Source organism: Candidatus Protochlamydia naegleriophila, from assembly GCF_001499655.1.
Classification (GTDB): domain Bacteria; phylum Chlamydiota; class Chlamydiia; order Chlamydiales; family Parachlamydiaceae; genus Protochlamydia; species Protochlamydia naegleriophila.
In genome coordinates, this window is the sequence record NZ_LN879502.1 from 1,513,317 (window position 1) to 1,538,900 (window position 25,584).

Annotated in this window: 25 protein-coding genes and 5 pseudogenes; 4 read left to right on the forward strand and 26 right to left on the reverse strand. The window is 36.6% G+C overall.

Annotated elements, in window-relative coordinates; translation table 11 throughout:
* Positions 1–94: 94 nt before the first annotated feature.
* The 10 genes and pseudogenes from PNK_RS06280 to PNK_RS13405 form a co-directional block, all read right to left on the reverse strand.
* A complete protein-coding gene (locus PNK_RS06280; protein WP_059061009.1) occupies positions 95–889 on the reverse strand; it encodes an F-box protein in 795 nt (264 codons plus the stop codon).
* 488 nt (positions 890–1,377) lie between these two features.
* Entirely contained in the window at positions 1,378–1,548 is a 171-nt protein-coding gene (locus PNK_RS14005) for an IS1/IS1595 family N-terminal zinc-binding domain-containing protein (RefSeq protein WP_420885361.1), read from the reverse strand.
* A 9-nt stretch (positions 1,549–1,557) separates the two neighbouring features.
* Positions 1,558–2,286, reverse strand: a pseudogene (locus tag PNK_RS06285) (IS1 family transposase).
* Between the two features lie 201 nt (positions 2,287–2,487).
* Entirely contained in the window at positions 2,488–2,889 is a 402-nt protein-coding gene (locus PNK_RS06290; RefSeq protein ID WP_059061013.1) for a hypothetical protein, read from the reverse strand.
* Positions 2,890–3,472: 583 nt separating this feature from the next.
* Positions 3,473–3,634 (reverse strand): annotated as a pseudogene (locus PNK_RS13400) (IS256 family transposase); the annotation flags it as partial.
* A gap of 73 nt (positions 3,635–3,707) precedes the next feature.
* Positions 3,708–3,887 (reverse strand): hypothetical protein, encoded by a 180-nt coding sequence (locus tag PNK_RS06295; RefSeq protein ID WP_059061015.1) that lies wholly within the window; start codon positions 3,885–3,887, stop codon positions 3,708–3,710.
* Positions 3,888–4,103: 216 nt separating this feature from the next.
* Positions 4,104–4,241: pseudogene (locus tag PNK_RS14010) on the reverse strand (integrase core domain-containing protein); the annotation flags it as partial.
* A gap of 24 nt (positions 4,242–4,265) precedes the next feature.
* Positions 4,266–4,565 carry a DDE-type integrase/transposase/recombinase gene (locus PNK_RS06300; RefSeq protein ID WP_059061017.1) on the reverse strand — a complete coding sequence of 100 codons (300 nt, stop codon included), beginning with the start codon at positions 4,563–4,565 and terminating at the stop codon, positions 4,266–4,268.
* Between the two features lie 55 nt (positions 4,566–4,620).
* Positions 4,621–6,339 (reverse strand): coiled-coil domain-containing protein, encoded by a 1,719-nt coding sequence (locus PNK_RS06305; RefSeq protein ID WP_059061019.1) that lies wholly within the window; start codon positions 6,337–6,339, stop codon positions 4,621–4,623.
* 179 nt (positions 6,340–6,518) lie between these two features.
* Entirely contained in the window at positions 6,519–8,405 is a 1,887-nt protein-coding gene (locus tag PNK_RS13405; RefSeq protein WP_059061020.1) for a hypothetical protein, read from the reverse strand.
* 1,194 nt (positions 8,406–9,599) lie between these two features.
* Here PNK_RS13405 and PNK_RS13410 point away from each other — a divergent pair.
* Entirely contained in the window at positions 9,600–10,112 is a 513-nt protein-coding gene (locus PNK_RS13410; protein ID WP_059061024.1) for a transposase, read from the forward strand.
* Between the two features lie 28 nt (positions 10,113–10,140).
* Positions 10,141–10,341, forward strand: a complete 201-nt coding sequence (locus PNK_RS14015; protein WP_420885362.1) for a DoxX family protein — start codon at positions 10,141–10,143, stop codon at positions 10,339–10,341.
* Positions 10,342–10,400: 59 nt separating this feature from the next.
* Here PNK_RS14015 and PNK_RS06330 read toward each other — a convergent pair whose 3' ends face one another.
* The 8 genes and pseudogenes from PNK_RS06330 to PNK_RS13950 all read right to left on the reverse strand — a co-directional run bounded on the left by PNK_RS06330 (position 10,401) and on the right by PNK_RS13950 (position 16,493).
* Positions 10,401–11,882, reverse strand: a complete 1,482-nt coding sequence (locus tag PNK_RS06330; protein WP_059061028.1) for a cryptochrome/photolyase family protein — start codon at positions 11,880–11,882, stop codon at positions 10,401–10,403.
* Positions 11,883–11,889: 7 nt separating this feature from the next.
* Positions 11,890–12,396: a TspO/MBR family protein gene (locus PNK_RS06335; RefSeq protein ID WP_059061030.1), complete on the reverse strand. Its 507-nt coding sequence runs from the start codon at positions 12,394–12,396 to the stop codon at positions 11,890–11,892.
* A complete protein-coding gene (locus tag PNK_RS06340; RefSeq protein WP_059061032.1) occupies positions 12,393–13,040 on the reverse strand; it encodes a DUF2878 domain-containing protein in 648 nt (215 codons plus the stop codon). Before PNK_RS06340 ends, PNK_RS06335 begins: the two co-directional genes overlap by 4 nt.
* 201 nt (positions 13,041–13,241) lie before the next feature.
* On the reverse strand, positions 13,242–13,646 hold the full coding sequence (locus tag PNK_RS06345; RefSeq protein WP_059061034.1) for a Rossmann-fold NAD(P)-binding domain-containing protein: 405 nt from the start codon (positions 13,644–13,646) through the stop codon (positions 13,242–13,244).
* A gap of 18 nt (positions 13,647–13,664) precedes the next feature.
* Complete coding sequence (locus PNK_RS13415; protein WP_158021728.1) at positions 13,665–13,874, reverse strand: SDR family oxidoreductase; 210 nt, start codon at positions 13,872–13,874, stop codon at positions 13,665–13,667.
* A 555-nt stretch (positions 13,875–14,429) separates the two neighbouring features.
* On the reverse strand, positions 14,430–14,837 hold the full coding sequence (locus tag PNK_RS06355) for a hypothetical protein (protein ID WP_059061037.1): 408 nt from the start codon (positions 14,835–14,837) through the stop codon (positions 14,430–14,432).
* Positions 14,838–14,960: 123 nt separating this feature from the next.
* Positions 14,961–16,196, reverse strand: a pseudogene (locus PNK_RS06360) (IS256 family transposase).
* 132 nt (positions 16,197–16,328) lie between these two features.
* Positions 16,329–16,493, reverse strand: a complete 165-nt coding sequence (locus tag PNK_RS13950; protein WP_338140395.1) for a tetratricopeptide repeat protein — start codon at positions 16,491–16,493, stop codon at positions 16,329–16,331.
* Positions 16,494–16,745: 252 nt separating this feature from the next.
* Here PNK_RS13950 and PNK_RS13120 point away from each other — a divergent pair.
* Both PNK_RS13120 and PNK_RS06370 read left to right on the forward strand, forming a co-directional pair.
* A pseudogene (locus tag PNK_RS13120) lies at positions 16,746–17,471 on the forward strand (IS1 family transposase).
* 33 nt (positions 17,472–17,504) lie between these two features.
* Positions 17,505–18,731, forward strand: coding sequence for a hypothetical protein (locus PNK_RS06370; protein ID WP_059061042.1), 1,227 nt, complete (start codon positions 17,505–17,507; stop codon positions 18,729–18,731).
* 204 nt (positions 18,732–18,935) lie between these two features.
* Here PNK_RS06370 and PNK_RS06375 read toward each other — a convergent pair whose 3' ends face one another.
* The 8 genes from PNK_RS06375 to PNK_RS06410 form a co-directional block, all read right to left on the reverse strand.
* Positions 18,936–19,739, reverse strand: coding sequence for a sulfite exporter TauE/SafE family protein (locus PNK_RS06375; RefSeq protein WP_059061044.1), 804 nt, complete (start codon positions 19,737–19,739; stop codon positions 18,936–18,938).
* Between the two features lie 228 nt (positions 19,740–19,967).
* Positions 19,968–20,399, reverse strand: coding sequence for a PEGA domain-containing protein (locus PNK_RS06380; RefSeq protein ID WP_059061045.1), 432 nt, complete (start codon positions 20,397–20,399; stop codon positions 19,968–19,970).
* Positions 20,400–20,812: 413 nt separating this feature from the next.
* Positions 20,813–21,196, reverse strand: a complete 384-nt coding sequence (locus tag PNK_RS06385; RefSeq protein ID WP_059061047.1) for a TIGR03067 domain-containing protein — start codon at positions 21,194–21,196, stop codon at positions 20,813–20,815.
* 15 nt (positions 21,197–21,211) lie between these two features.
* Positions 21,212–21,613 (reverse strand): DUF302 domain-containing protein, encoded by a 402-nt coding sequence (locus PNK_RS06390; RefSeq protein WP_032125646.1) that lies wholly within the window; start codon positions 21,611–21,613, stop codon positions 21,212–21,214.
* A gap of 90 nt (positions 21,614–21,703) precedes the next feature.
* Positions 21,704–22,690, reverse strand: a complete 987-nt coding sequence (locus PNK_RS06395) for a class I SAM-dependent methyltransferase (protein WP_059061049.1) — start codon at positions 22,688–22,690, stop codon at positions 21,704–21,706.
* Positions 22,691–22,783: 93 nt separating this feature from the next.
* Complete coding sequence (locus PNK_RS06400; RefSeq protein ID WP_059061051.1) at positions 22,784–23,176, reverse strand: hypothetical protein; 393 nt, start codon at positions 23,174–23,176, stop codon at positions 22,784–22,786.
* A gap of 150 nt (positions 23,177–23,326) precedes the next feature.
* Positions 23,327–24,391: an alpha/beta hydrolase gene (locus PNK_RS06405; RefSeq protein WP_059061053.1), complete on the reverse strand. Its 1,065-nt coding sequence runs from the start codon at positions 24,389–24,391 to the stop codon at positions 23,327–23,329.
* Between the two features lie 127 nt (positions 24,392–24,518).
* Complete coding sequence (locus PNK_RS06410; RefSeq protein ID WP_079992842.1) at positions 24,519–25,532, reverse strand: TauD/TfdA family dioxygenase; 1,014 nt, start codon at positions 25,530–25,532, stop codon at positions 24,519–24,521.
* Positions 25,533–25,584: the final 52 nt, after the last annotated feature.

The window sequence follows — 25,584 nt, forward strand, 5'->3', positions numbered from 1 at the left end:
AAATTCTAGACATTTATCGCTTACTAAGAAGTATAAAATGTCTAGAATTGTGATTTCCCTTGACAAAAAGAGGATGCCGAAAAAATTGCTTCTCTCATTGTTTTCTGGAAAATCCCATTAATTCCGCCGAAACATTCAAGTTTCTTAAGCGAACATCTGCATAAAATTCCTCGTAAACAAGACCGACTTTCTCTAGCAATTTAGAAAAATTTTCACAAAAGATAATATCTGGTTCAATCCAATCTAGATGTTTGCTAAATCCCTCTATGCATGTTTCCTTGACTTTATCACATACAGATTTTTTTTCATTATCACTAGCAGAAAAATATGTTTTGTCTAAAGCTAAGAGTAAGTGCTCAACAAAACGTTCTTTAACCGGTGATAGTTGCTCTACTTCTATTTGAGTGACTGGCTCCGTTTCTTTGCTTTTCTTTTTTAAAAAAGAAAATTTAGCCCACAATGTTTCTGTCTTTGCCAATAATTTCTTCATCTTTGAAGGAGTTTTTTGCTCTTCTATGATGCAATCTTTCGCTTTAGATAAATGGTTGGATTGAGCATATATTCTCATCACTGCTACATAATGTTTAGACAAAATAAAAGGCTTTTCCTGATCATAAATAATGAGAGGGTTTGTCTTAGCCTTCTCTCTTCGATGAATAGTCTCAGAAGCAAAGATCCATCTATAAACTGGTAAATTAGGATCTTGGGCAAGAATATAGAAAGATCTACAAGCTAATTTGACATTTCTTAAATCTTTTTCTTGTAAATAAGAAAAGCATATCGTGAACATGTCATGCGGTAAACTAGATAAATCTATGAGCTCTTCTTTTGTTACCCTTTGAGAATTATTAACTAGATAAAAAACACTATTATTATTTAATAAAATCATTAACAAACCATATTTTTTAATAAACTTATTTAGTTACATACAATAAATCTATATAATCGGGAAAATCATTTTTTAATCTTTTAAAGAATTTATTTTACTTAGTCAAGCTACGACTAAATCATCTTAAGTGATTGAAAATCAATAAAATTTGTTATAGATCATCGACAACTTAAGAGCATTTATTCAAGACAGCCAATTAGTCCTAAGAGAGTGTCTCAAAAGTCTAGTTTTTAATATTACTGTGCATTTTAAACAAGGAATTTCAAATTTAAAAATTTTATCCTGATAATCTTACATACAAATAGTAGGCTTTAATCGAACCCATTCTGGTAAAAGTGAAACAAGTCTCGAGATTTGCCTCATTTTATTGTAGGATAGAGATTTTAAAAAGCCTATTCTATTTATTGTGTGCAGGTTGTTCCTAGATGGATTTAACGCATGATTTTCTTCCATGAAAAATAGTTCATGATCAATTCTTTAATATCATCTCAGATAATCTTATTTTGAGGCTCTTCGACAAATTCTTTATGACAAGCAAGGCATTTGTATTTTTGTTTACCTGAATGAATTGAACCATTTTTACCAACTGTTTGTGATTGGCATTGAGTGCAGCAAATCTTAATGAGCTTTCCAATTTTTTCATCAAAAATACTGGAAATTCGGTAGTCCTAAAGATGTAATGCTCGCTTTTGATTGTAGTCACAAATAAAATATTTTAGCATAGCTATATGATTTGCTAATTTTTTCGAAAAAGAAAGTGTCTTTCTCACTAGTCGAGAGCTTCTTTATCTGAGGGTATTATTAATATCTTTCAATGTAGCTTGTTTTACCTGATTCTTTTCCAAGTGGTCTATGTTGAAGCCATGGAATGGTTTCATAATAAACAGAGAACTTATCTGTATAAAAGATGGCTTTTTTTTAAAATCGTTTGAAAGTTTTGCTAATAGACATTCTGCATTAGCTTTATCTAGTTTTTCTACATGCATGGCTAAAACTTGCCTTGTGGGGCTATCAAAAACTAGCCATAACCACTGACGGTTTTTCTTTTTCCCAACAACACTCCATTGCTCATCCAGTTCAAACGTAGCAACTTCAAGCTCTTCATTTTCAATCACATTAGCATTCAAATTTTCGGGAAGTTCATGAATAATTTCATCTATGAACTTTAGTAACCATGGCATACTAACATTAAAAATCCTGCAAATACCTTCAAGAGAAACTCTTTCAAGCAGCGCTTGACGGATTTTAGCTCGTTCTTCTTCAGGTATAGATTTCTTTTCTGGATTCAGAAGAAATTGTCTTCCACAAAACAGACATTGATGATTCTGTTTTCCATTATGGATATGACAATTTTTCTTAATCACGAGAGCATTGCAAGATCGACATGTGATTGTCATTGGTTTTCCTCTAGATTTAAAAAAAGAAAACCGCATTCAGCACATCAAAGTCAAATCAAATATTCAGCATTACATGTTTAGGACTACCCAAGCTTTGAGTATCAATCAAAAATTTCAAAAAAGAAATGCTGACACACAATTTTTGACAACATTTCTCATGGGAAATTGCTAATTTTTACGCCTAGCTTAAGGAAATCAAAACTAAATGCTCTGATGAGTATTACTGATCGGATAAAAGGCTTTTATGGCATGAGTAAACCAATTCATAAGATTTGCAGCAGCTAAATTATTGAAGACTAAAAGCATTCCTCCAGATTCTAATGATGGACTCCATCCAAAATGAGCTATCGCTATTCCTGTCACCACATAAGAACTTACATATCCAATTGCCACGATACTATCCCAATCTTTAGCTTGAGAAAATTCGTATCCGAAAGAATCGAATATTTTTTTTGAAACATACACTATTGCGAGCATGACTGAAACCTGAGTAGCTCCAGCCTTAAAAAAGGCTATAGGTGCCATCTTAGATTGAAAAACAGTATATCCAGCTAAACCTAATAAACCATAGTTCGTTAAATTATCTACTAAATTGAATTTCATAATTACACTTCCTGTTATATTTTTTATTTGTCAAAAAAAATATTGACTTCAAATTTTTGTTATAATCATTGATTGCATTAAATCTTCATGAGATTTCAAATTTTTTTATGAAAAATACTGGAAATTCTCATAACTTTAAATTTTTTAATCACTACATGATTACTCATCAAAAAGATTAAAACACAAGCCTTATCAAAGTCAATAGCCTTGTTGCGAAATATCTCTCACGTCAAATTTGAAATAGTATGCGAATAAAAAAAGCATGGAGTAGGGTGCTTCTCACTATAGAACGCAAAGACTACCCGTGCAAACTGGACGGACTTATCGCATTCGAAATTGAGCTGAGTATAACAAACCCATTATTCAAAGAGGAAGTATAGCTAGAGATATTGTCAAAAGTTGTGTATGAGCGTTCCCCAATTTGTTTGATTTTCTATGGTATTTGCTATTGGTCTTTGACTTCTTCTCCGTCTTTAAATTGCACTCCTTCAACTATTTTTCTAATCAATTCATGACCTTTTAATCGCTTCCAATACTTGTCCTCTGGTAGATAACCGTTACAGGTAACCACACTTCTATTTTATTCTGTCTTAAGTCGTTTAAATTATTCGATATAGCGTTGAATTTCATTCTCTATTGCTTGCTCAAGAAGCCTTCTAGTCCCTTCTCTTAATAGTTCTTCTAGAGAATTTTTAAATGCAATTGATGATCGATTTTTATCTTCTAAAATGAGAATCTCTTTCATGAGCGTTCCTCTTTTGAAATTTTTGATTGGTAGTCAAAACTTAATTGATGTTACGCTCACCTTATCCTAAAATTCACAACTTTTGATAATATTTCCTGATCTCCTGGTTTGGCTTGTCATGTCCGTGCTTGATCAAACGCTCCGGCGGCTCTATTCTATTGAATAAATGTTCTAGATTAGACCAGCTTTCTTGTGCATGAAGCATCGAACAGCAGCATAAGATCAAGTAGAGGGAACGAAAATACAAAGTCATGACAATCCTTATCTCAAACGAATTTAAAAATGTTCATGAGACTGGATTATTTACAGTCTCATAGAGAATTGAGATTGCCTCTTAAAAAAAGGTCCAATAGAAAGTAGAAAATCGCACTATCTATGCATTGATTGTTTTTAGATCATAAGCCTTTCTAAACTTTTCAGGTGAAAGACTATATAGTAGTGCACTATGAGGGTGCCAATTATTATAGTCTTACCTCCATTCTTTTGCTAAATTTTGAGCTTCTTGCAAACTAGTAAACCAGTGTTGATTTAAAAATTCATCTCTCACTTTACCATTAAAACTTTCTATCGTTTGATTTTGGATTGGTTTACCGGGTTCTATATAATGCCATTCAACACATGCTTTCTCTGACTATTTTAACACAGCCATGCTTGTGAATTCTGTTCTATTATCACTTATGATTTGTCTAGGGCATCCTCTGTTTTTAATTAATTCTTCCAATTCTCTGGCTATCCTTAATCCAAAAAGAGATGTGTCGACAACCATTTTTAAACTTTCCCTGGTAAATTCATCGACAATATTGAGCAATCTGATTTTCTTTCCGTTTGGAACCCTATCAGACATAAAAGCAAGGCTCCAAACCTCATTTAATCGATGAGTTCCTTTAAGAAACTCTTTGAAGATATTTCCGAAATAAACGCGATCTTTCAAGCTAACAGTTTTTGATTTTATAAGTTACTGCGCACAATCGCAACTAGCCATATCTCTATTTTTTTAAATTAATTAACCTGTTGAATAGGTTATTTATACTTTTAAAGGGGAACCGAGAAAACATTTTGAATAGATACTGGAGAATGGATATTGATTCCCTAGTTGCTTCTATTGGCACATGTAAAGGATAATGTTGTTCAGATACAAAAGGTTCTTGTCTAACAGAAATTTCTTGTTTTACTTCAAGGTTTTCTACTTGAATGTCTGTTACAATCACTTCTTCGTTTACTTGTTCCCGCTCTGTGTCATCACTTTCTTCTACTTTAAGCAGAAGAGCTCTTTTTGCTCTTTCAACTACTCCAATATTTTCTTCTGCTTCTACAAAAACTTGCTCTTCTATAAATCTGATATCTGCCCCTAATTGATTAATCTTTATAGGGCTATCGGGTTGTGTGCTTTCTAATTTACTGATGTTTGCTTGTAATTGCCTAATCGCTAGGCTACGCTCGGCTTGTGCTTTTTCTAATTGCCTAATACCTATGCTATTTTTTGCTTGCGCGCTTTTTAATTTATTCTGTGCGTTTTCTAATTTATGCACGTTTGTTTCTAATTGAACAATGTTTGTTTCTAATTCATGGACGTTTGTTTCTAATTGCCTAATGCCTATGCTATTTTTTGCTTGTGCGCTTTCTAATTCATCCTGTGCGCTTTTTAATTCATCCTGTGCGCTTTTTAATTTATGCACTTTTGTTTCTAATTGAACAATGTTTGTTTCTAATTCATGGACGTTTGTTTCTAATCGCCTAATGCCTATTCTATTTTTTGCTTGTGCGTTTTCTAATTCATCCATCTCTCTATGACGCTCGGCTTGTGCGTTTTCTAATTCATTCTGTGCATTTTTTAATTCACCCTGTGCGCTTTTTAATTTATGCACGTTTGTTTCTAATTGAACAATGTTTGTTTCTAATTCATGGACGTTTGTTTCTAATTGCCTAATGCCTATGCTATTTTTTGCTCGTGCGTTTTCTAATTCATTCATCTCTCTACGACGCTCGGCTTGTGCGTTTTCTAATTCATCCATCTCTCTACGACGCTCAGTTTGCTCTATACGAATATAGGCTTGCACGCTTTTTAATTCATCCATCTCTCTACGACGCTCGGTTTCTGCCTTTTTTAATCGCTGATATTGATTTTGCTGTTGACTAAGATCTTCACGGAGCTGTAGAATCGATTCTTCTAATATCTTTTTGGATTCAAAATTTTCTTTATCTATTAATTTTTGCTTCTCTTTGTCTTTTTTCTTTTGTTTCTTTAATTTTTCGTTCATGGAAGCATTCACACTAGCCTGCAACTGCTTCATTATGCTAGCGATGTCAAAAGAAGTTTCCTGTTTAAAAGAAATTTGCGGCTGCTCTATAAATTCACTTAATTCAGTTGCTGTAGTACTACAAGAAACCACGTCATTTATTGCTTGCCGCTTTTTGATTTCTTTTCTTTTCATCTCTTTTATATGAGCTGAATTCATTTTTTTAAATTTACGATATCTTTTAGAAGAGGCTATTGATTCACATAATGCAGGAATTGCTACATTTAATTGTGAAAAAGATTTAGAAAAAGAAGAGATAATGAGAACAGCTAATTCTGTAAACCGCCTTGCATCAATACAAGACCTATCATCAGAATCTCGATATTTTTTCATGAAGTCTTCATAACTCATTTGTGTATAGTCAGAATTATAAAAGCGCTTAGCTTCTATAGCACAGTTGTTACGCATTAATAGACTCCATTTGAAAACTATATAAAAATTTTATCATTAAATTTATGGCTCTGTGTTAAATAAATCAACTTAAGTTATTGATAATCTGTAATTTTTTCACTCATATCCACAATTTTAAATTGATTTATTCAACAAAGCCATTTCAATATACTCTAGCAAAGAATAAAATTAATCTTTTATCTTCTTCGTCCAAAAATATTGAATAAACTCCAAAACCATGAAGGTTGCGTCATTGAATTTACTTTAGATGTCAGTAAACCTACTTTTTGCTCGTTTGTTAAGTTCTGATACTGATCAAAAGGAATACCATTTTCTTTCAAAGCCTGATTAATTCTTAGGCTGTAGGCATCTATAATTTTGTCTAATTTGTCTTTGTGAGAAAGATTGATATATGCATCTTGTTGAAGGCCAAAACTTTGTAGTATTTGGTCTACATTTAAATCTTGCGTTTCAAGAGCGATATTCAATAGAAGATTCGTATTTCGGTTGCGTTCTATTAGAGCCTGATTAGCAGATGTAAGATTTTCTATTCTTTCATCTCTATTTTCTACTCTTCGGTTTAAAACGTCTGCTCGGTTAGTTTCAGAAATTAGTCGACGGTTTAAATTTGCATTCTGCGTAGTTAAATTATTGATTGTCGCAGTATCTTCTAATTTTTGTTGCTCTAAAGCAATTATTCGATTATTAAAATCAAGTATAGTCCTAGCATCTGTTAGAGCTTGCAAAGTTAAATTATGTATTGTGCTCGCATCGGTTCTAGTCTGTTGGCTTATAGCTGTATTCCGTTGGCTTAGATTATCAACTTCCTTATTCAAATTACCTATTCTGGTATCTTTATTAACAATCTCCAGATTCAAATTGCTTATTGTGTTAGTATCAGTTCTAGTCTGTTGGCTTAGAGCTGTATTCTGTTGGCTTAGAGATGTATTCTGTTGGCTTAGAGATGTATTCTGTTGGCTTAGAGATGTATTCTGTTGGCTTAGAGATGTATTCTGTTGGCTTAGAGCTGTATTCTGTTGGCTTAGATTATCAACTTCCTTATTCAAATTACCTATTCTGGTATCTTTATCAACAATCTCCAGGTTCAAATTGCTTATTGTGTTAGCATCAGTTCTAGTCTGTTGGCTTAGAGCTGTATTCTGTTGGCTTAGAGCTGTGTTCTGTTGATTTAGAGCTGTGTTCTGTTGATTTAGAGCTGTATTCTGTTGGCTTAGATTATCAACTTCGTTATTCAAATTACCTATTTTAGTATCTTTATCAACAATCTCCAGATTCAAATTGCTTATTGTGTTAGCATCAGAAGCAACTTTTTCTTTTAATTCAATGTTATCTTTACTTAGCTTCAGATTTTCGCTTTCTAAATATTGCTTTAGGCTCTCTAATTTTTCATTTCGATCTTTCAACTCAGTATTCTCATTGAGAATTTGTTTATTTTGATTTTCTAACTTATTAAAATTTGTTTCTAATCGCTGATATTGATTTTGCTGTTGACTAAGATCTTCACGGAGCTGTAGAATCGATTCTTGGTGTCGATTTTCTTGTTGACTAAGATCTTTACGGAGCTGTAAAATCGATTCTTCTAATATCTTTTTGGATTCAAAATTTTCTTTATATATTAATTTTTGCTTCTCTTTGTCTTTTTTCTTTTGTTTCTTTAATTTTTCGTTCATGGAAGCATTCACACTAGCCTCCATCTGCTTGATTAGGCTAGCGATGTCAAAAGAATTTTCTTGTTTGAAAGAAATTTGCGACTGCTCTGTCCCCTCACTTAATTCAGTTGTTGTAGTACTACAAGAAATTACATCATTTATTTCATCATCACTATATTGCTCAAAAAGATATATACCACGTGATTTTAAAGCTCCCTCACTATTACTAGCAGAAGATTCGATTCGATCTCCTAGTGATAATCCAATCTCTGATATTAATCCATCTTGAGAAACGATGTCCTGCGTTTGCTCAACTCCTTCAATTAAGCGACGACTTGTAGGAGAGACTTTTTCAGCTTCGTTGCTAGTGCTAAGATAATCATCCTTAATTCTGCTCCCTATATTATCTACCATACACTTATCCTTTTAATTTACTAACTAAATTGAAAAAAATATCTTAAATTTTTGGAAATCAATAAAGCTTATCACATCTTATCAATGGCTTAAGTTCATTTATACAGCACCAGGTTTGATAACGCAGAAATAACAAAGAAAGCTATCCTAAATAAAATATCTTTATTTACAAAGAAAATTTGTTAGATAAACCCCAAAAATCGGTAGTCCTAAATAGGTACTGATTTTAAGACGTTAGGCGAGTAAATATAGCTCTACCATAGGAGCATTTATGAAGATATCTGTCCTTACAGCCAATCACTCACAGCTCGAAAAATGAATCAACTTCTCAAAGAAAACAGAAATTTCAATGTCTTTCTTGTTTAAAGCAATTTCTCGAAGATCCTCAAAATAAAATTATTTCACAAGGCTCCAAAAAAAGAATTCGAAGATCTCTTATAGATAAGGGTATCTCTAGAGGGTATTTGTAGAATTTTTGATGTAAGCATGCCATGGCTACTTGAGTTTATGTAGCAGACTTTCGAAGTTCTAGCCGAGAAATTAAACGCTAGGGTATTAGTTGAAAGTGATAATTTCGAAGTTGTTGTTCTTGAGGTAGGTGAGATGTGGAGTTTTTTAGGGAATAAAAAAATGATCAATCGCTGTGGCTCGTGTTCGAAAAAAATTGAGAACCACGTCGGATTGATCAAGATCTTTATTTGTGATTATAATGATAATTTGAAATTACTACCTATTTTTCAACCATTGCAAAAAATTTCAGTAAGTTTAAATTTTAGTCCAATTCATGAAAATAAAACAGTGAACCTATCCCGATAATGCAATTTTTTAAGCAATAGATTATCTTTCTCTTATTTTCGTTGAAAATCAGAGAAAGATATGAAGGGAATCGATTTGAAGGATTGAGTGACGATCAATGGCAAATATTAGAAATATTTTTTCCTAGAGAAGCTGGAAAGAAAAGGAAAGGTAAGCCTCATACTCCCTGAAGAGAGGTATGCAATAGCCTTTTATGGATTTTGATTAATGGAGCCAGGTGGTGCGATTTGCCAAAAGGAGATCAGTGGGCTTCAAGGTCAGCAACTCATAGATGGTTAGGAATTTCGCAGGCAAATGGGAAGCTAGAAAAGATGTTGACAGCAGCTAGAGAGCAGGCTTAGCTTGAAGGTCTCCTAAATTTTGAAAGACTGGCTGCAGATGGTTTTTTTTTCAGCAGGAAAAGGAGGAGGTCAGCTGATTGATTATGGTTATAAAGGAAAAGGCGTTACAATTCATCTACTGACAGATGGCAATGGCAATCCTATTAACTTTGAAGTGACATCGGCTAAAGGAGATGAAAGGCAACAGGTCGATAAGCTCTTGGATGGAATTGAAGGATTTACAAATCGAAGATATTTGCTAAAAGGATTGATTCCTATTTTTGAAGCAGATAAAGGATATGATGCTGAAGAGCTTAGAGACAAATTGGTTAGGAGAAAAGTTTTTCCTTTTATTGCTTACAGAAGAATAGGTAAAGCGAAAAAAGCTGAGAAAATCGTTTCCAACTTAGCCAAATTCAGGTGGAAAGTTGAGCGGGCTATTTCTTGGCTGCAAAGAAAATTTAGACGACTTGTGGTTCGCTGGGAAAGACGTCTTTGCTATTGGAAAGGGTTTTTAACTTTTAGCTTTATCTTCTTTTGGATGGATAAGCTTAAAACATTATCGGGATAGGTTCTTCTATGTTATTGGATTCATCAAAATCAGCTCAGCTCTCCTACTTCTTTTAGGATTGTGGATACCTTTCTTGGTTTTTCCTTCAGCTCTTGTTATTTGTTTGGTGATGGTAGGAGCTGTATGCATGCACATAAAAGTCAGAGACCCCTTGAAGAAGTTTTTACCTGCTTTAATAATGCTCTTTTTTAGTATCGGCATATGCATTAGATCACTTTATCAAATTTGATTAGCTTTCTTTTTTTTGAGAGTTTTTCAGGATAGACTATTTAAAAAAAACAAAGTTCTTCAATAAGATTTTTCTGATTTATAAGCCGTAAGCCACAATTCCGCTTTTCGAACCTTTTTGATAATACTACTTTCGTTTTTCTTTAGAACGTGCATTAAATTTAATGTGCGGTTATTAGAAGAAAATAGGGAGGGATGTTTTTGAAGGAAACGCCAAAAAAGACCATCCCATATTTCTGTCCACTCTCCCTTTGGGTAATTGCTCATCTTTAAAATATAATTCGAGGATGAAATATAGGGTTTAGTAACAATAATGCCTCCATCAGCATACTGACTCATTCCGTAAACGTTTGGTACCATTACCCAATCATATGCATCTACAAAATATCCCATAAACCATTTATAAATTTCTTGAGGTGCAGTGTCTGTCAGCAATAAAAAATTTCCTAACACCATCAAACGCTCAATATGATTGCAATATCCAGTTCTTAAAATTCTCTTAATAATCGTATCGATAGGTAAAATGCCTACAGAACCTTCCCAAAAGCTCTTAGGAATGGTGTCCTGATGATAAAAAAAATTAAATGAACGTTGAAAAGATCCTTTTAGTAAATATGATGCCCTTACAAATTCCCTCCAACCTATGATTTGCCGCAAAAATCCTTCAAGGCAATTTATTGGGACAGAATGTTTTTCAGCGTGATTAATGGCTGCTTTGATGACTTCGTCGGGGGTCAAAAGTCCAATATTCAATATTGGAGACAACACGCTATGAAAAAGAAAAGAATTTTCCTGTTTTATAGCATCCTGATAGTCACCAAATAAAGCAAATTTATGGTTTAAAAATACCTGAAGTGCTTTATGAGCTTCTTCATGCGTTGTTGGATATAAAAAAGGAGCTGCTTCGCCAATCGCATCAGTAAATTCTCTTTCCACTTCAGCGATTATTTTTTTGGTATCTGGGTTTTTAGGCGGAAGAAAAGTAGGGGGCACAGGAAGACCTTTGGGCATTCTTTTTCTATTTTCGGTATCGAAGCTATATTTGCCTCCAACAGGACTTCCGCCTTTCATTAAGATATTCTGACTTTTTCGTTGATAAGCATAAAACTGTGCCATAGAATAATGCTCTTTTCCCACAAAAAAAGTCTTTAAGTCTTGATTGGAACAGATAAAACCTGGTGAAGGATAGAAATAAATGTTCCATCCAAATTTTTCAGCACCTTTTGTTAAATCTTGGGATAGCCATTCATCCGCAAATTCAGCAACGTAAATATTTTTAATATGCTTTTTACCAAGAATATCGAATAAACTTCCCCGGTATGTGAGGTCTTTTGAAGAGATATAAATCACATTATGTTGGTTCTTTCGGAGCATTTCGGCATAGCTGTGCATCGCAGACCTTAGGAGAACCAGTCTTTGTTTGTGAAATGGCTGAACTTTATAAAAGAGAAACTCTTCTACAAGGTAAATTTCGCGTCCAGAAGCTAAGCAAGGATGGTGTAAGAATAATTGGTCTGGAAATATGAGCGTAATATCCGTCATGTTCTTACTATGATCCCACTAATCCAACTCTTGAAGTATCGTTCAGTAGCCAGATTCCAGCATTAAGCGATGTTGCATATATAACCCAAATTAAATAGGGAATCAGTAGGAGACTTGCCAAAGGACGCACCGGCCAAGCCTTAAAGATCGTTAAGCTGATTAACAAGCAAAGAAGAAGGATATCGATCAATCCTAAAAAGGGACTGCGTAAGGAAAAAAAGAGAAATGACCAGATAAAATTCATAGCAAGCTGACTACCATAAAACATCAAAGCAATAGTTCGCTTATACGAATATTCAGCGCGGTAAATTAACCAACCAGAAACTGCTATCATAATGTAGAGAGCGGACCAGACTGGGCCAAATATCCAATCGGGTGGCGTCCATGAAGGCTTGGCTAGTTTGGGATACCATGTCGAAACGGTTTCTTTTGTCCAAAAACCTCCAACAATCTGCACAGTCAAGCAAAGAAAGATAAAAACAACGAACGAAATCCAAAACTGTTTTTGTTTCATCTGGCCCTCAGGTATTTTTCCATTTTTTGAAGAATGCAAATTTCTCGTTTACAGATTGGGCATTCACCATCATATATTAACTTTAAATTAGTTTTTGAATCGTAGTCTTCTAAAGTTTCTGCTGTGGCTTTTTCAACGATATTTGCAATTTTACTAAGAAGACAAAGGAATAGACCCCAGCAGATTCTAATCATGATCCAAGTTTGGAGAAGTGGGTATGGAAAAGTTAATCCTCCTAACGAAATACCCGCAATATAACTCAGTGGAGCGCCTAGAAACCCAAATAGAAAAGATGTTAGGTAATTTTTTTGATTATTTTTAATGAGTGATTGAACAAAAGCGAGAAGAGGGTAAAGCAAAACAATCCAAATTGGAGGAAGCATTTTGGTTGTATTGGCATAATGGATAAGGTTTGTTTGAATAAAAAATACTTCCAACAGAATCCCTAAAGGAACACAAAAAATGACTAAAAGCACATATTGAATGTATAAAGCGATACCTTTAATCTTAGTGAAATAAAGTTGAAATAAAATTAAAAAAACAGCCCCGATTGTAGCTACGATGGATTGACCATGAATGCCAAAAAAGACACACCAAAACCAAACCGCTGTGTAGCAAAGGCTATTAAGTAATGATAGATTCATCTAGATGTACCTTTTATCGAAGCCAAAATTGATTTACAGTATTTCCAGAGGAATTCATCGTCATTTTTGCTTGACTTCTTTAAATTCAGAATCGTGGTTTTTGCTTGTTTCTGGTCAAACCAGAATTTTCCATTTGGATAATCATTAGCGATTGCAAGCCATAAGATTGTATCAGCACCTTCTTCTGCATATCGGAGTCGTTTATTTAATAATTTTTAAAGAGCGGCATGAAATAACGAACGCCAAGCGTATCTGCCCAGCCGGGATGCATAGAGCTGAATAAGTATTGCGGATATTTTTTGAAAAAAGCTCGGAAAAAATCACCTGAACACGTTTCACATTTGCATATCCAGTATATTTATTATATGAACGCTTCTCAAAAAGAAGCTCTGAAAGATCAAGCTTTTGTAAATACATTCCTCCAGATGAAACAAAGATAATGTGGCAGCCTTGTCGAAGCTTGCCTAAATCAGCTAGAGTCTTCGTTAAAATGAATGGGCCAAGAACTTGAAAAGCAAACATGTGTTCAAACCCCTCTTTGGTGATTGTGAAAGAAAGAGGCATATCACCTGCATCGTGAATGAGAAGATCGATAGGAGTTTTCACTTCATCTATTGCAAAAAATTAAACCTTGTTTAAATCGGCTATATCGAGGCAATCATATTCTGCAAAGGTAACAGAACAGTCACATTTAAAGCTATTTTCTAATTTTTCCAGATTCCGACCTATTAACTGGACATATATTTTTTGTTGAAGAAGCGATTTTAGGACAGCTAAACCAATCCCACTGCTTGCTCCTGTCACGACTCGATGATGTCCCGATAAATCGACCATATGTAGCTAATAAAGACAGTGCCGTTTAAATCCAGAATGATCAAACGAAAAAACAATCGTTAAGTCTAGTAGCTGATTGATCCAATCTTTCATCGTCATTTAACTCGTTCTCCAAAGATATTATGAGAAGTTGTGGATTTGGAGATAGGATGAGTATAACCTCAATGAAGTTTTGAATACCAATCAAAAATTTCAAAAGTGGAACGCTCATCTTATCCCCAAATCCACAACTTCTCATAATATCTCCCTTTTGTGATTTACATTAGTAGTGAGAAACAAATGTTTTAAATCTTCAAGAGGTCTTTTGTCATCAATTTTGATTTATCTAATTAATTGTCAATTAGATAAACTCAAAACTCATGTTAGAGAGAAAATAATTTCGAATCTAGATTGTTATGAATTAAAGAAAAGCCCCTAAGGTCGTGACATCCACTTGAGAAATAATATCGGATATAAGCTGTTATGAACTGGAAGAGGGAGTGTCATTTAACTAAGAGTTGGAGCGCTTGTTTGACGCTCTCAACCAAACATAGTTTGCACTTTTTCTGCGACGGCTTATTGTTCGCGACTGCTTGTATAAAGGAAAGCACCCCATTGAGCGGAATGATAAAGAGTGGCAATCGCGATCGAATTTGGGATTGTGAAAAAAGCTAGGAGGACTCCGCCCCCAAAGAAGAGAGCATTTTCAACAAATGAGCGTTGTGCATTATAGACAATATTGACTTTTTCAACGATTTCACGTACTTGCCGATCAAAAATAAACCCAATAACAAATCCTAAGCTAAAAAGATTGCGATTGAAGTAAAAAAGAGAGCTAACAATAATTTGAAAAATAATTTCAACTACGAATGAATAAATTCTTTGATCAAGGGCATTTCGAAAGGTCGAAACAACTGCTGAAACCACCTCTGTAAGATTATCCAAAATAGTATGGTTACCGTAGTATCGGATTGCTTCGATCATAAATCACTCCCTAATTGTTTTAACAAAAAGTATATTCAAAAACTAAAAGCATACACAATTTATCCTATTCTGAGAGATATTGTCAAAAGTTGTGTATGAGCGTTCCTCAATTTTTTTTGATTTTTACGCTATTTGCTCTTGGTCTTTGACTTCTTCTCCGTCCTTAAATGGCACCCCTTTGATGACTTTGCTAATTAATTCATGACCTTTTAATCGTTTCGAATGCTTCTCTGCTGAGGTTGCTAGTTTATAGACCATTGTAGGAGTTGCTAGTCTTGATCCACATCCTTTCGTTTGGCTAGTTCGATACCGAATCGTCGCTAATGTCGACTCAATTGGGTTCGTTGTTCTGATATGTTGCCAATTCATGGCTGGAAAATCATAAAAAGTCATGAGCTCTTGCTTATCTTTTAATAAACACTCGCAAGCTTTCGGATATTTTGCCTCATAAACCTTGATAAAAACATCAAATGCTCTTAAGCCTTCTTGTTTGGTTGAGGCCATATAAATATCATGAACTAGCTTTTTAGCGTGTGTTTGCACTCGCTTAGGCATCTTATCTAAAACATTGGCTGTTTTGTTCACCCAACATCTTTGCTCGCTTGTTTCTGTAAATTCTTCTTCTAGAGCTGCCCAAAATCCTAACGCTCCATCTCCTATCGCTAGCTTAAGGAGTACTTAACCCTCTTATCTTCAAATCCTGCAACACTTCTTTCCAGGACAGCTTGCTCTCTCTTACCCCATCATGAATGGCAACAAGCTCTTTTTTACCATTATCTAACGCCCCCATGATCACAAGAAGGCAAGGACGATCTTCGCTTAAGCGAATGTTAAAATAAATTTCATCTACCCAAAAAAGACATACTGCTTCTCTCTTAAATCTCTTCCTTGTCATTCCTTAAAGTCTTTTTCCCATCCCTCCTTTAATCTAACAATATTAGTTGGCGACAGCCCTTTAGCATTTTCTCCAAGAATAACTTCTAATGCTTCCCCAAAATCACCTGTTGAGATTCCTTTAAGGTAAAGGGCTGGAATCAAAGCATCTAAGCTTGATGTTCTCCTTAGATAAGGCGGCAAAATCTGACTGCTCAACTTCTGATCTTTTCTTTTATCTCGAACTCTTGGTTGTTTAACTAAGACTTCGCCAATGCCCGTTTGAATAAAGCGCTCTAGGAGATAACCGTTACGCGTAACAACTCTTCTATTCTCTTCTGTCTTAAGCTCTTTAAATTGTTAGATGTAGTCTTGAATTTCATTTTCAATCGCCTGCCCTAGAAGTTTTCTAGCGACTTCATCTAAAGAATTTTTAAATTCAATTGATGGTCGGTTTTTATCTTCTAAAATGAGATTCTCTTTTATGAGCGTTCTTCTTTTGAGATTTTTGATTGATACTCAAAAATTCATTAAGGTTAGGCTCATCTTATTCCCAAATCCACAACTTTTGATAAATATCTCACCACTATTTGAACTTTGTAAATTTGAAAATAGATGCTAGTAGAAGCGATTCAAATTGCTTTGAGCAGGAGGATCTTTCTGATCGACAGCTAAGCGATAATATCTAACAGCCTCTACATCTAACTGCTGCACTCCTCTTCCATTCTGATACATCAATCCTACATTATTTTGAGCATTAGAATCTCCTCTATTTGCTAAAATTTTTTGTACTAAAAAAGAAGAAGAAGTATAAAAAACAACATTTTTTTTACCTTTAAAAAAACATTTCCAATCCGATCTAGTTTTTTTTAAAAAATAGTCCTATACCTAAAGTCAAAATTGTTTTAGCAAAAGATCTAAGACCATACCAAATTCTTTGGTAGTCCTAAACATGTAATGCTATCTAAAAACTTTGATTTGACTTTTCTGGTCTTTTAGGTTTTCTTATTGGGCTTTACCCAAACGAGACCTGAAATGACATTGACATGCCTAACCTGCAGCTCATCGATTATCAAAAAAAATGGCCATATTCATAATGGAAAGCAAAATCATCAATGCCTTAATTGTGGGCGACAGTTTGTCATCGACCCTTAAAATAAAGTAATTAATGAAGATAAGAGATCGCTAATTTGCCAAGGACATCTTGAACGGGTTTCACTTGAAGGAGTCTGTCGAATTTTTAATGTTAGTATGCCATGGCTTTTACAGTTTATTAATGACATAGTCGAAGAGCTGCCAGAAAATCTGAATGCGACAATAACAAGGGCTGAAGAGTTTGAAGTGTCTGTTGTTGAGTTAGATGAGCAATCGAGTTACGTTGAAAAAAAGATAATCAGCAATCGTTATGGCTTGTTTTTCATTCTGCAAAACAGCAGATTTTGGGAGTGCATATTGGTAAGCGAACAAAACAAGGAGCAGAATGTTTATTGGAACAATTACCTGAAGACTTAAAAAAAAGCCATCTTTTATACAGATAAATTCTCAGTGTATGACGAAGTCATTCCTTGGAAGCAACATCGCCCTGTCGGAAAGGAATCGGGAAAAACGAGTTACATTGAAAGATTTAATAACATTCTCAGAGAAAGATGCTCAGAACTTGTGAGAAAGACTCTTTCGTTCTCAAAGAACTTAGCCAATCATATTGGAATGATCAAATATTTTATTTGTGACTATAATCAGAGGCGAGCGTTACATGTTTAGGACTACCTATTAATCTATCAAAAGTACATCCTTATGAAAGTTCAATCTACTCTAAATCCTTCAATGGAGTTGGAAACTTCTCAATCTTTTACTGTCGGCGAGAAAAAAAAGATTCAAAAGGTTCCCAAAAGACGGCTATTAAAACCTAATAATCTTATCCTTATTCCCAGTTTCAGTAGAGAGGAGAGTTCTGTTAGCCCGAATGCGCAAATCAGTCCTTTATCCAATCATTACTTTGTAATTTTTTCGCCAAAAAGTCCTTCGAAATTAAAAAGTTTTGTTGTGATTGAAGATAAGGTGGCTTTAACCGAAAAATTAACAAAACTGAGTGAACTGATTCGCTCTTTGACACCTGTGAAAGATTTATTTTTAAACACTTTCGGTGAGATCGCTGCCCAAGATAGGAATCTCCTTTTTTCAAAGCTTCTCAAGATTTTTAAAGATCGAAAGGATCATGCTAAAATAGCCTTTATCTTCGACTGTTTAAAAACGAAATATCAGGAGTTAAACGACTATTTTGAATTTAGCAAAGAAGGGCGCGCTTTTAAGCCTCAAAGCCTTCAACTCCTGGTTGACTATTTGCAAACTAAAAAGATCATGGAACCTAATTTCCATTGTATTGTTTGCAAAGATTGCGAAGACTTTGAATCTGAATTGCAAAAAATCGAAAAGGCTCCTTTAAACAGTACGTTCGGGTTTATCGTCCGCTGTCAAAACAGCGACAGTAAACCAACGGCTCACATGACAGCGATTTACTTACAAAGAACGAACCAGGGATGGAAAGCTTTACAGCTAGATGCAGCAGGACACGCATCGGCAACACTCCCCGCTTTAGCGCTAAAGTCAAACCTAAAAGTTCGATTCTTTCAAGGGGGAGAAAAGCGGCAGAGCAATTACATCAGTTGTGCTGTTTATGCCTTATACGACTTAGCCAAGCTTTCATTTGAGGAACATGTTTTTGATAATCTTGAAAAGAACTTGAACCAAGAAAATCATGATGATAATTGCATCCAATTAAGCGCGGCAGATCTCACTTTAGATTTAATCAAAGTGACAGAACATGTTGGACGAATGAAATCAACTGTCAGAAGCAAGCTTTCTTCATCGCTTGCTCCGGAAAAAGAACTGACTGTTTTTTTTGACTCAATAAAAAAATACCTAATAATTGAAGACAATCGACAAGTCAATGATCTTGTCAGAAGGCTTCACTTTAAATATGAGCGCTACATTGCAGAAAAAGTGTTAGAAAAAACCCTTTAAACATCCCCTTCTTTCAAAATGCCTGAATCATTTTCAGGCATTTTGATTTTCATTTGACGATACTCCCTAAAAGATGTAATGCTCTCTTATGCCACACAAGAAATGGGAAGAGAATTAACTATTCTATTAGCTCTATTCGCCTCTTTCTTATCCTGCACTATAGACAAAGTAATAAAGAAGCCTTAAACCAAGCATGTATTCCAATCAATAAAAAGGAAAGATGACTGAAAGGCCCAGCAAGATTAGGACTGCGCCGAAAATTCTCCTCAGGACATCAGCTGGCCATAGATAGGCTTTTTTTACTCCATATGGTGCTAGTAGGGAAGCTGATATTCCAATGATTATAAAAGCCGGCAAATAGAGGTAGCCTATCGCTCCAGGAAACACTTCAGCATCTAATCCCAAATAAAGAAAAGAAGCCGCCCCTATCACCGCATTAAAAAAGCCGAGGGCTGCCGAAGTTGCAATTGCATGTCTAATGGGAACCTGAAAAAGTGTTAAAATAGGAACCGTGATAATCCCTCCGCCAATTCCAAGCAGTGTCGATAGGGCTCCTATCGCGACGCCAAAGCAAAAAAAAAGTAGTGGATGAAATGATTGCACCTGAGTGCCTGACTTGAGCTTGCCCGGCATCAAGAAGTGCATCCCAATCATACATTCGCACATGCCAAAAATTAGCTTTAAATGGTCGCTAGGCAAATAGTCTGCCAGAAGAGCCCCTAAAACAGCACCCACTAGTGATCCGGGAAAAAGCACCCGAAAAAGATGCCAATAGATTCCCTTTTGCAGATAATGCGCCCATGCAGAAGAAGCCGATGTCAGCACCATTGCTCCCAAAGAGGTTCCTATCGCAATCTGCATGAGATGGGAATTTTGATAGTCTTGAAGACTAAAAGTCCAAATGAGTGCTGGAACAACAACGATTCCACCCCCAATTCCCAATAATCCCCCTAAAAATCCTGCCGCCACGCCAATCAAGGCATACACAATCCAAGCCAGAACACCCATGCCCCACTCATCTAATCTGAACTTTTGCGTTTATCTGCTTAAAACCCAGGCCCCTAAAATTTGCCTAAGAGAGCTTTATCGCTCATCCATTGTTGGTTGTCAAAACAGAACTTAAATCTGCTTTCAATTTTAAACTTTTTTTAAGCGGAAAAAATGCAACAGAAATTTAAATCCGACTTGCCAATGATAGCAAAGATATAGGAACAAGTCGGGGAAGCTGGGAGCTTATTACTGCATGTAAGGCGCCCGCACAGAAGCGGACCGGCAGTAAGGAACTGAGCCTGGACGCATCTTGACATGAACAGTTTCAGGAATTAAGCGATATTGTGATCCATTAATCGCATCAACACCCCAGCCAATAAAACCACCCGCTAAAATGTTACCCGCCACAGCAGCACTCAAAACAGGCTCAACGCGAATGGTTTCGTCTTCATACCCATCTTTCGATAATGTGATTAAATGGTCATACTTGCGCTTTAACTCAACCTGAGTCGGTGTACATCCAACAGGATTACCATCAACATACACACACGCTCCAATAGGATCGCTCGAAACCGGAATCCTTTGGGTTGTTCCATTAATCACTGTCGCGCAGCTCACACAATTTAATCCCATTAATAAGATGAGAACCACTTTCTGTATAAACTTTATATAGCCCATAAAACCCCAAATTAGTTAGATGTTTTTATAACAGGCCATATCTTATAACTCGATCTTTCAATTCCATCAACTAAAGAATGAATTACTAATGATTGATTATTTTAAAACAAACAATAAATACTAATTTAAAATAATAAAAAGAAAAGAGAAGGCGCCGATAAGAGGCATTTACTCTTGCGTCAGCAATAGCAAATGCCCCAGATATTATTTGGAAGAGAGGCAGAAGAGATTCCCATCAATGTCTTTAAAAGATTGAAAGATCTCCAAGATTTTTGTTAGGCGGATGGACAAACTCTACGTCGCCCGCGGCCAAGCAATTCTGCCGCAAGTGCATTAAGAACTAGGGCTGATTGCTTAAATCAAGTTTAGGGTAGGGCCTAGGAAATAATCTTGATTCATCTATTTGGCACGCCCTAGATTCTCTGCCAAATTTCGTACACATGCCCTTCAAGGCTTTTAAATGCATGCGGCCTCTCGTGCCCAGGAAAGGCAAAATTAGCTTTCAAAATATCGTGATCGAGATGAAAAATCCCTTCAAATGTTTTGCCGGCAAAGGGGCCAGAAGATGGAGTTAAATCTATTGCATGGGGCTCGACCGCCGTATTAATCGAAAGAGTTCCTTTATCGCTTTTGGGAAATCCGCCGACGTAGTTTGGAAAGGTCAAATCTCCCCAGCTGAGAGTGAAGTGTTTTTCGTCAGGAAAAGCATAAATGAAATGCTGGAAGATAGGAACTGGGAGCCACACTCCATTTAATTGGCATCCAATCACTTTCCACTGCCCTTTTAAACCATCCATTTGTTTCATCCCCTTTTATTTAATCGCCTCTTCAACCAGCGCCGCTAACGCCCCGCTGATTTTTTTTAAACTCGCAGCCTGAGAGTAAATCTCGTAGGCAGATCCAAGAGAAATCGGGTCTACATACGCAATGTTAGTGTTATTTTCATTTTGCCAAACTAGTAAGCGTAGAGGGAGCTCAAGCCCAATAAGCGGATTTTCTTGCATGAGAAAAGTTCCCACTTTTGGATCTCCAAAAATGAGAACAATTTCTGCATTTAAGGACATATCAGCATCTTGCGCTTCGCGAGCGTGGTCAATTTTGGCAAACATTTTCATTCCTCTGGCAAGAATACCATTTTCTAATCGTTCGACCGCCATCGGCACAGAATGGGGACTTTGGCGAACGATTAGCTGCAAAGAAGTGGATTGGGCCATCTTTAACTCCTCTAACTCTTTATTTCTTCGAGTTGTAGGACAACCCCACAAAAAGATCAAGCAGAACAGCAAAAAAGAACGCCTTTCGACTCACTCATTTAGAGTGATTTTCCAACAACGATGGATCTTGGGGTCATGAAAATCAATCGGCAGCGTTTTATGGGAAATATCTACGATTGAACAGGTTGGAAAGAGCAGGGAATCAAACACAAATTTGCGTGAATTTGTACTAAAGATGATCATCCCCCCCTTTACAAGCAACTTCAAAGCTTTTGAAATCAATGTCGTATAATCGACTTGAATGTCAAATAACTGATCCATTTTTTTAGAGCGAGAGATCGTTGGCGGGTCGATCACGATGATGTCGTATTTTACCCGGCTTCTTACTTCTTCATCGAGAAACTTAAGGCAATCGGCACGAATGATCGGATTATCCTGCAAGGGAAATCCATTTAAGTCGAAGTTATCGCGTCCCCACGCAGTATAGGTATTGGACATATCGACACTTTTGGTAAATGCTGCCCCTGCAGCTGCGGCGTGCACGCTAAAGGAACAGGTATAAGCGAATAAATTGAGTACCCGTTTACCTGCAGAGGCTGACGCCACAATTTTTCTCGTTTCGCGATGATCCAAAAATAAACCCGTATCCAAATAGTCTACCAAATTAACTTTGAATTTAACGCCAAACTCCAGAACCGTAAAAAACTCTTTCGCCCCTCCCATCTTCTCATATTGGCGGGTTTCTTTTCGCTTAGAACGGGTACGCCAAAAGACCAGCTCTTCGTCTATCGCGAAAATGGTTTTTAGTGCCTGAACTGTTTCATCCACAATCTCTTTGGGTGGCTCTGGATCGTCGATTGAACGGGAAAAATAATGCACGCAGAAGCGCCCTGCATAAAAATCAATCGCCAACGGATACTGCGGAATTTCTTTGTCGTAAATGCGAAAGCAATCGGTATGGGTTCTCTTTGCCCATTTTCTGACATGCCGATAATTTTTTCTGATCCGATTGACGAAAGGAGAACTCTTATCCTCGCCATCGGCAATAGCTGGAAGTACTACAGATATTTCATGCATAGGTTACTTTACTCGCGTTCAAAGAAAGAGGAGCTATTAAAGATAACCAAAAGGAGATAAAACTGCCCGCCCTTTTTTAACGGGTGGAAAGTTCTAATGAGAAATAAATCCAACGTAAGTCAAATACAGTCCAACGAGAAATAGCAATCCTGCAATCGCGTTAATCCAAGAACGGCTCGAATTCAACAGCTGAGATTGAATTTGCAGCACGACCGCAGGGAATAAAATGCGCACCATTCCACTGATTAGTAAGAACCATCCAAGACAAGTGATCACCCCTCTCCAGTCTGCCGTCCAAATGTTGTGAATTTGCGTGACAATAAGGCCTAAAATGAGCGAAAGGAATCCTGTGATAAATAGTAAAATGGGCTGCTGCAATAAACTTTTCCAGGCAAGCTTAAAAAATTTTTGATTGAACAAGACGCTTCCATAAACGACGATTAACGAAACTCCAAAAATGCGGGCGAGCAAAAGAGAGGTATCCATCTACAACTCCTTCATCACTTAATTTAATCAGAGCATTCATCGCTCTATACACCTAGAATTTAGAGCTGGCTTGTCTCACATCTATCTTTTTTGGATTTAATGTGCAAAGAAAAGAGTCCTCATAAGAGCTCTTTTCTTCAAATAGAGCGGTTAGATGGTTGGTCTGTGCCAAACCGAACGGAGAAATACCATAGTATAACTAAAAGCTGCCCAGACTTTTTGCTGGAAAAGATCAAACGCGCCTTTAGCACGCTCTAACCAAGTCACTTTTCGGTGCAGATTAATGGGAGACGGCAAGGTGACTGGATCTTGGATGCGCTGCGCCAAAAGATTGCGAAATCCAATGGCTTGAATAACCGCATCTATTTCATGATTTTTCAAAGGACGAGAATGGGGATCTGCCGTTTGATCTTCTAAAAGCATAAAGGTCGTTTCTTGATTTATGCCATGAATCGCTTTGTAAAGGCTCGCATCATAAACAATAACAGGATCGTGCGTATGACAGATCACACACTTCCTACCCCTAATTCTAGACCAGGCGCTTTCTGTATCGAGCTCCCACCCCGTTAATTTAAAAGCGAGATGGGACATGTTTTCAACAACAGCCAACGAGTTGATAATGCGTCTTGCAATTCCAGCTGCCGGCAATACCGACCTGATCTGTTGATGAGCGGCGATCGATAATTTTGCATAAGAGCGGTCATTAACAATATGAACTCCTTCTTTGATCAGAGCAACCTGCGCGGAAATTCCCCCGCCCAAAGAGAAGCCATGCAAAGCAATCTTATCCAAGGGTACGTTAAAATGGCGTTCTAAATGATCGACTATTGCAACACCGCCATCCACAACTTCTCTTGGATTTGTTTCACCATCGCTTCGCCCAACTCCTGTATAATTAAAGGTGACGACGTTAATTCCACGCCTCGTATACATGTCTATGTAATAGGAAAGATAATGCTGGTAGCATCCCTGTCCCCCAAATAGCACAACTGTTTGCGTCGTTGGATCAACTTTAGTCTGAGTATGGGGATGCTTGCCTGCGAAATGAAAAGCTTCAAGCGCATGTCCCATCGGCGTTGTAACATCTAACTTTTGCCCCTCATAAACAGCAACAACTCTTAAAGCCTCTTGGTCCAATAGATTTGCTACTTCCGGATCAACATGCCTTCTCTGGTTAGGAATAAGCATCCGCCCCACAGCCTGAACTGGATTCATATAATCTCTTAATAAGGATTAATAATAAAAACCGAAACAAATTCTACATGTAAAATTTACAGTAAAAAGTGTAGCAAACAGGCTGTTTTTAATTATTAAGATTTGTTAAATTCAAATATTCGATTTCCTATCCAGTCATCGCAGTCAAGACGCGGCGTGGCCCCTTGAAAGTAGCCCGGCCATGCATAGACAGCACATTGTCCAGCACCAATAGATCTCCTTTTTGCCAAGGAAATGAGAGCGTGTTGGCATCTAAAACATCTAAAACGTGGTATAGATCATTGCGGGGAATTTTAGAATGATCAGCAAAAAACACTTGATGCAATCGCATATGTTCGCGGCAATAAAGCAACTTCGTGCCAAGATAGCGCCACCATCCTAACAATTTGGGATTGAAGTCAAAGAGATGGGCCTGATTAAACCACACCTTTTCTTGGGTTTCTGGATGGGAAATGGCCGCGGGCCTCAGCTGGCTGATCTGCAGCCAATTATGCTGATTCCACTTAAAGCTTATTTCATTTTCTAAGCATTTTTTTTCGACTTCTTTCGGATCCATCGTCTCAAACACATCTTTCCAAGGTTTATGCCCTTTTTGGAAGGTGTTGATCAGCTCCATTAACTTACTTTGATGGTAATACGCAGAAACATAGAGGAGTTCTTTGTCAACCATCCGCTGCTTAACAGCGCTATTAATTGATTGATAAATCTTGCGTGCATCGCCAAGAATGGTTGAGCCTCCTTCTTGGGCAGGTACAGCACAGTAAAAATAGATGTGGGAGGGATAGTTTTTAACATAAGACAATTCATTGTGAAGAGGTATTTTCATCGAAGGAGGCGCTTCTGTTGAAGTATAGATGCCTTCCTTGATTTTTGTTCTCGGACTATCTCCGCCAACATAATCGATAAATTTTCCCGTGCCTAGAGCCTTAATGACCGATGCGAAGTCATTCTCATTGTGAATGGGAAAATTGCGAAAGAGTAACCCTCCATGCTTCAACAAATTTTGTTTAAAAAAGGAATTGCTATGGGTCAAGAGGTCGAGCAAGTCAACGAGAGCCATTTCATTTCGGGACTCGATGACTAAAGGAAGGTCTTCGGTTGTAATCAGCTTTGTTTTGATTTGATCTAATCCACCCATCATGACTCCACAGCTTTCATCGTGATTGCTACTTTGCTCGCTCTTGACATTCAAG

Excerpts from the sequence above, each read along its gene's own strand:
- PNK_RS06330 (WP_059061028.1), bottom strand. The coding sequence starts at position 11,882 with ATGACGGATATTACGCTCATATTTCCAGACCAATTATTCTTACACCAT.
- PNK_RS06355 (WP_059061037.1), bottom strand. The coding sequence starts at position 14,837 with ATGATCGAAGCAATCCGATACTACGGTAACCATACTATTTTGGATAAT.
- PNK_RS06280 (WP_059061009.1), bottom strand. The coding sequence starts at position 889 with ATGATTTTATTAAATAATAATAGTGTTTTTTATCTAGTTAATAATTCT.
- PNK_RS06375 (WP_059061044.1), bottom strand. The coding sequence starts at position 19,739 with ATGGGTGTTCTGGCTTGGATTGTGTATGCCTTGATTGGCGTGGCGGCA.
- PNK_RS06290 (WP_059061013.1), bottom strand. The coding sequence starts at position 2,889 with ATGAAATTCAATTTAGTAGATAATTTAACGAACTATGGTTTATTAGGT.
- PNK_RS06405 (WP_059061053.1), bottom strand. The coding sequence starts at position 24,391 with ATGAATCCAGTTCAGGCTGTGGGGCGGATGCTTATTCCTAACCAGAGA.
- PNK_RS06395 (WP_059061049.1), bottom strand. The coding sequence starts at position 22,690 with ATGCATGAAATATCTGTAGTACTTCCAGCTATTGCCGATGGCGAGGAT.
- PNK_RS06380 (WP_059061045.1), bottom strand. The coding sequence starts at position 20,399 with ATGGGCTATATAAAGTTTATACAGAAAGTGGTTCTCATCTTATTAATG.
- PNK_RS06370 (WP_059061042.1), top strand. The coding sequence starts at position 17,505 with ATGAAAGTTCAATCTACTCTAAATCCTTCAATGGAGTTGGAAACTTCT.
- PNK_RS06340 (WP_059061032.1), bottom strand. The coding sequence starts at position 13,040 with ATGAATCTATCATTACTTAATAGCCTTTGCTACACAGCGGTTTGGTTT.
- PNK_RS13405 (WP_059061020.1), bottom strand. The coding sequence starts at position 8,405 with ATGGTAGATAATATAGGGAGCAGAATTAAGGATGATTATCTTAGCACT.
- PNK_RS06305 (WP_059061019.1), bottom strand. The coding sequence starts at position 6,339 with ATGCGTAACAACTGTGCTATAGAAGCTAAGCGCTTTTATAATTCTGAC.
- PNK_RS06410 (WP_079992842.1), bottom strand. The coding sequence starts at position 25,532 with ATGATGGGTGGATTAGATCAAATCAAAACAAAGCTGATTACAACCGAA.
- PNK_RS06295 (WP_059061015.1), bottom strand. The coding sequence starts at position 3,887 with ATGACTTTGTATTTTCGTTCCCTCTACTTGATCTTATGCTGCTGTTCG.
- PNK_RS13415 (WP_158021728.1), bottom strand. The coding sequence starts at position 13,874 with ATGGTCGATTTATCGGGACATCATCGAGTCGTGACAGGAGCAAGCAGT.
- PNK_RS06385 (WP_059061047.1), bottom strand. The coding sequence starts at position 21,196 with ATGGATGGTTTAAAAGGGCAGTGGAAAGTGATTGGATGCCAATTAAAT.
- PNK_RS13410 (WP_059061024.1), top strand. The coding sequence starts at position 9,600 with ATGGTTTTTTTTTCAGCAGGAAAAGGAGGAGGTCAGCTGATTGATTAT.
- PNK_RS06335 (WP_059061030.1), bottom strand. The coding sequence starts at position 12,396 with ATGAAACAAAAACAGTTTTGGATTTCGTTCGTTGTTTTTATCTTTCTT.
- PNK_RS06390 (WP_032125646.1), bottom strand. The coding sequence starts at position 21,613 with ATGGCCCAATCCACTTCTTTGCAGCTAATCGTTCGCCAAAGTCCCCAT.
- PNK_RS06400 (WP_059061051.1), bottom strand. The coding sequence starts at position 23,176 with ATGGATACCTCTCTTTTGCTCGCCCGCATTTTTGGAGTTTCGTTAATC.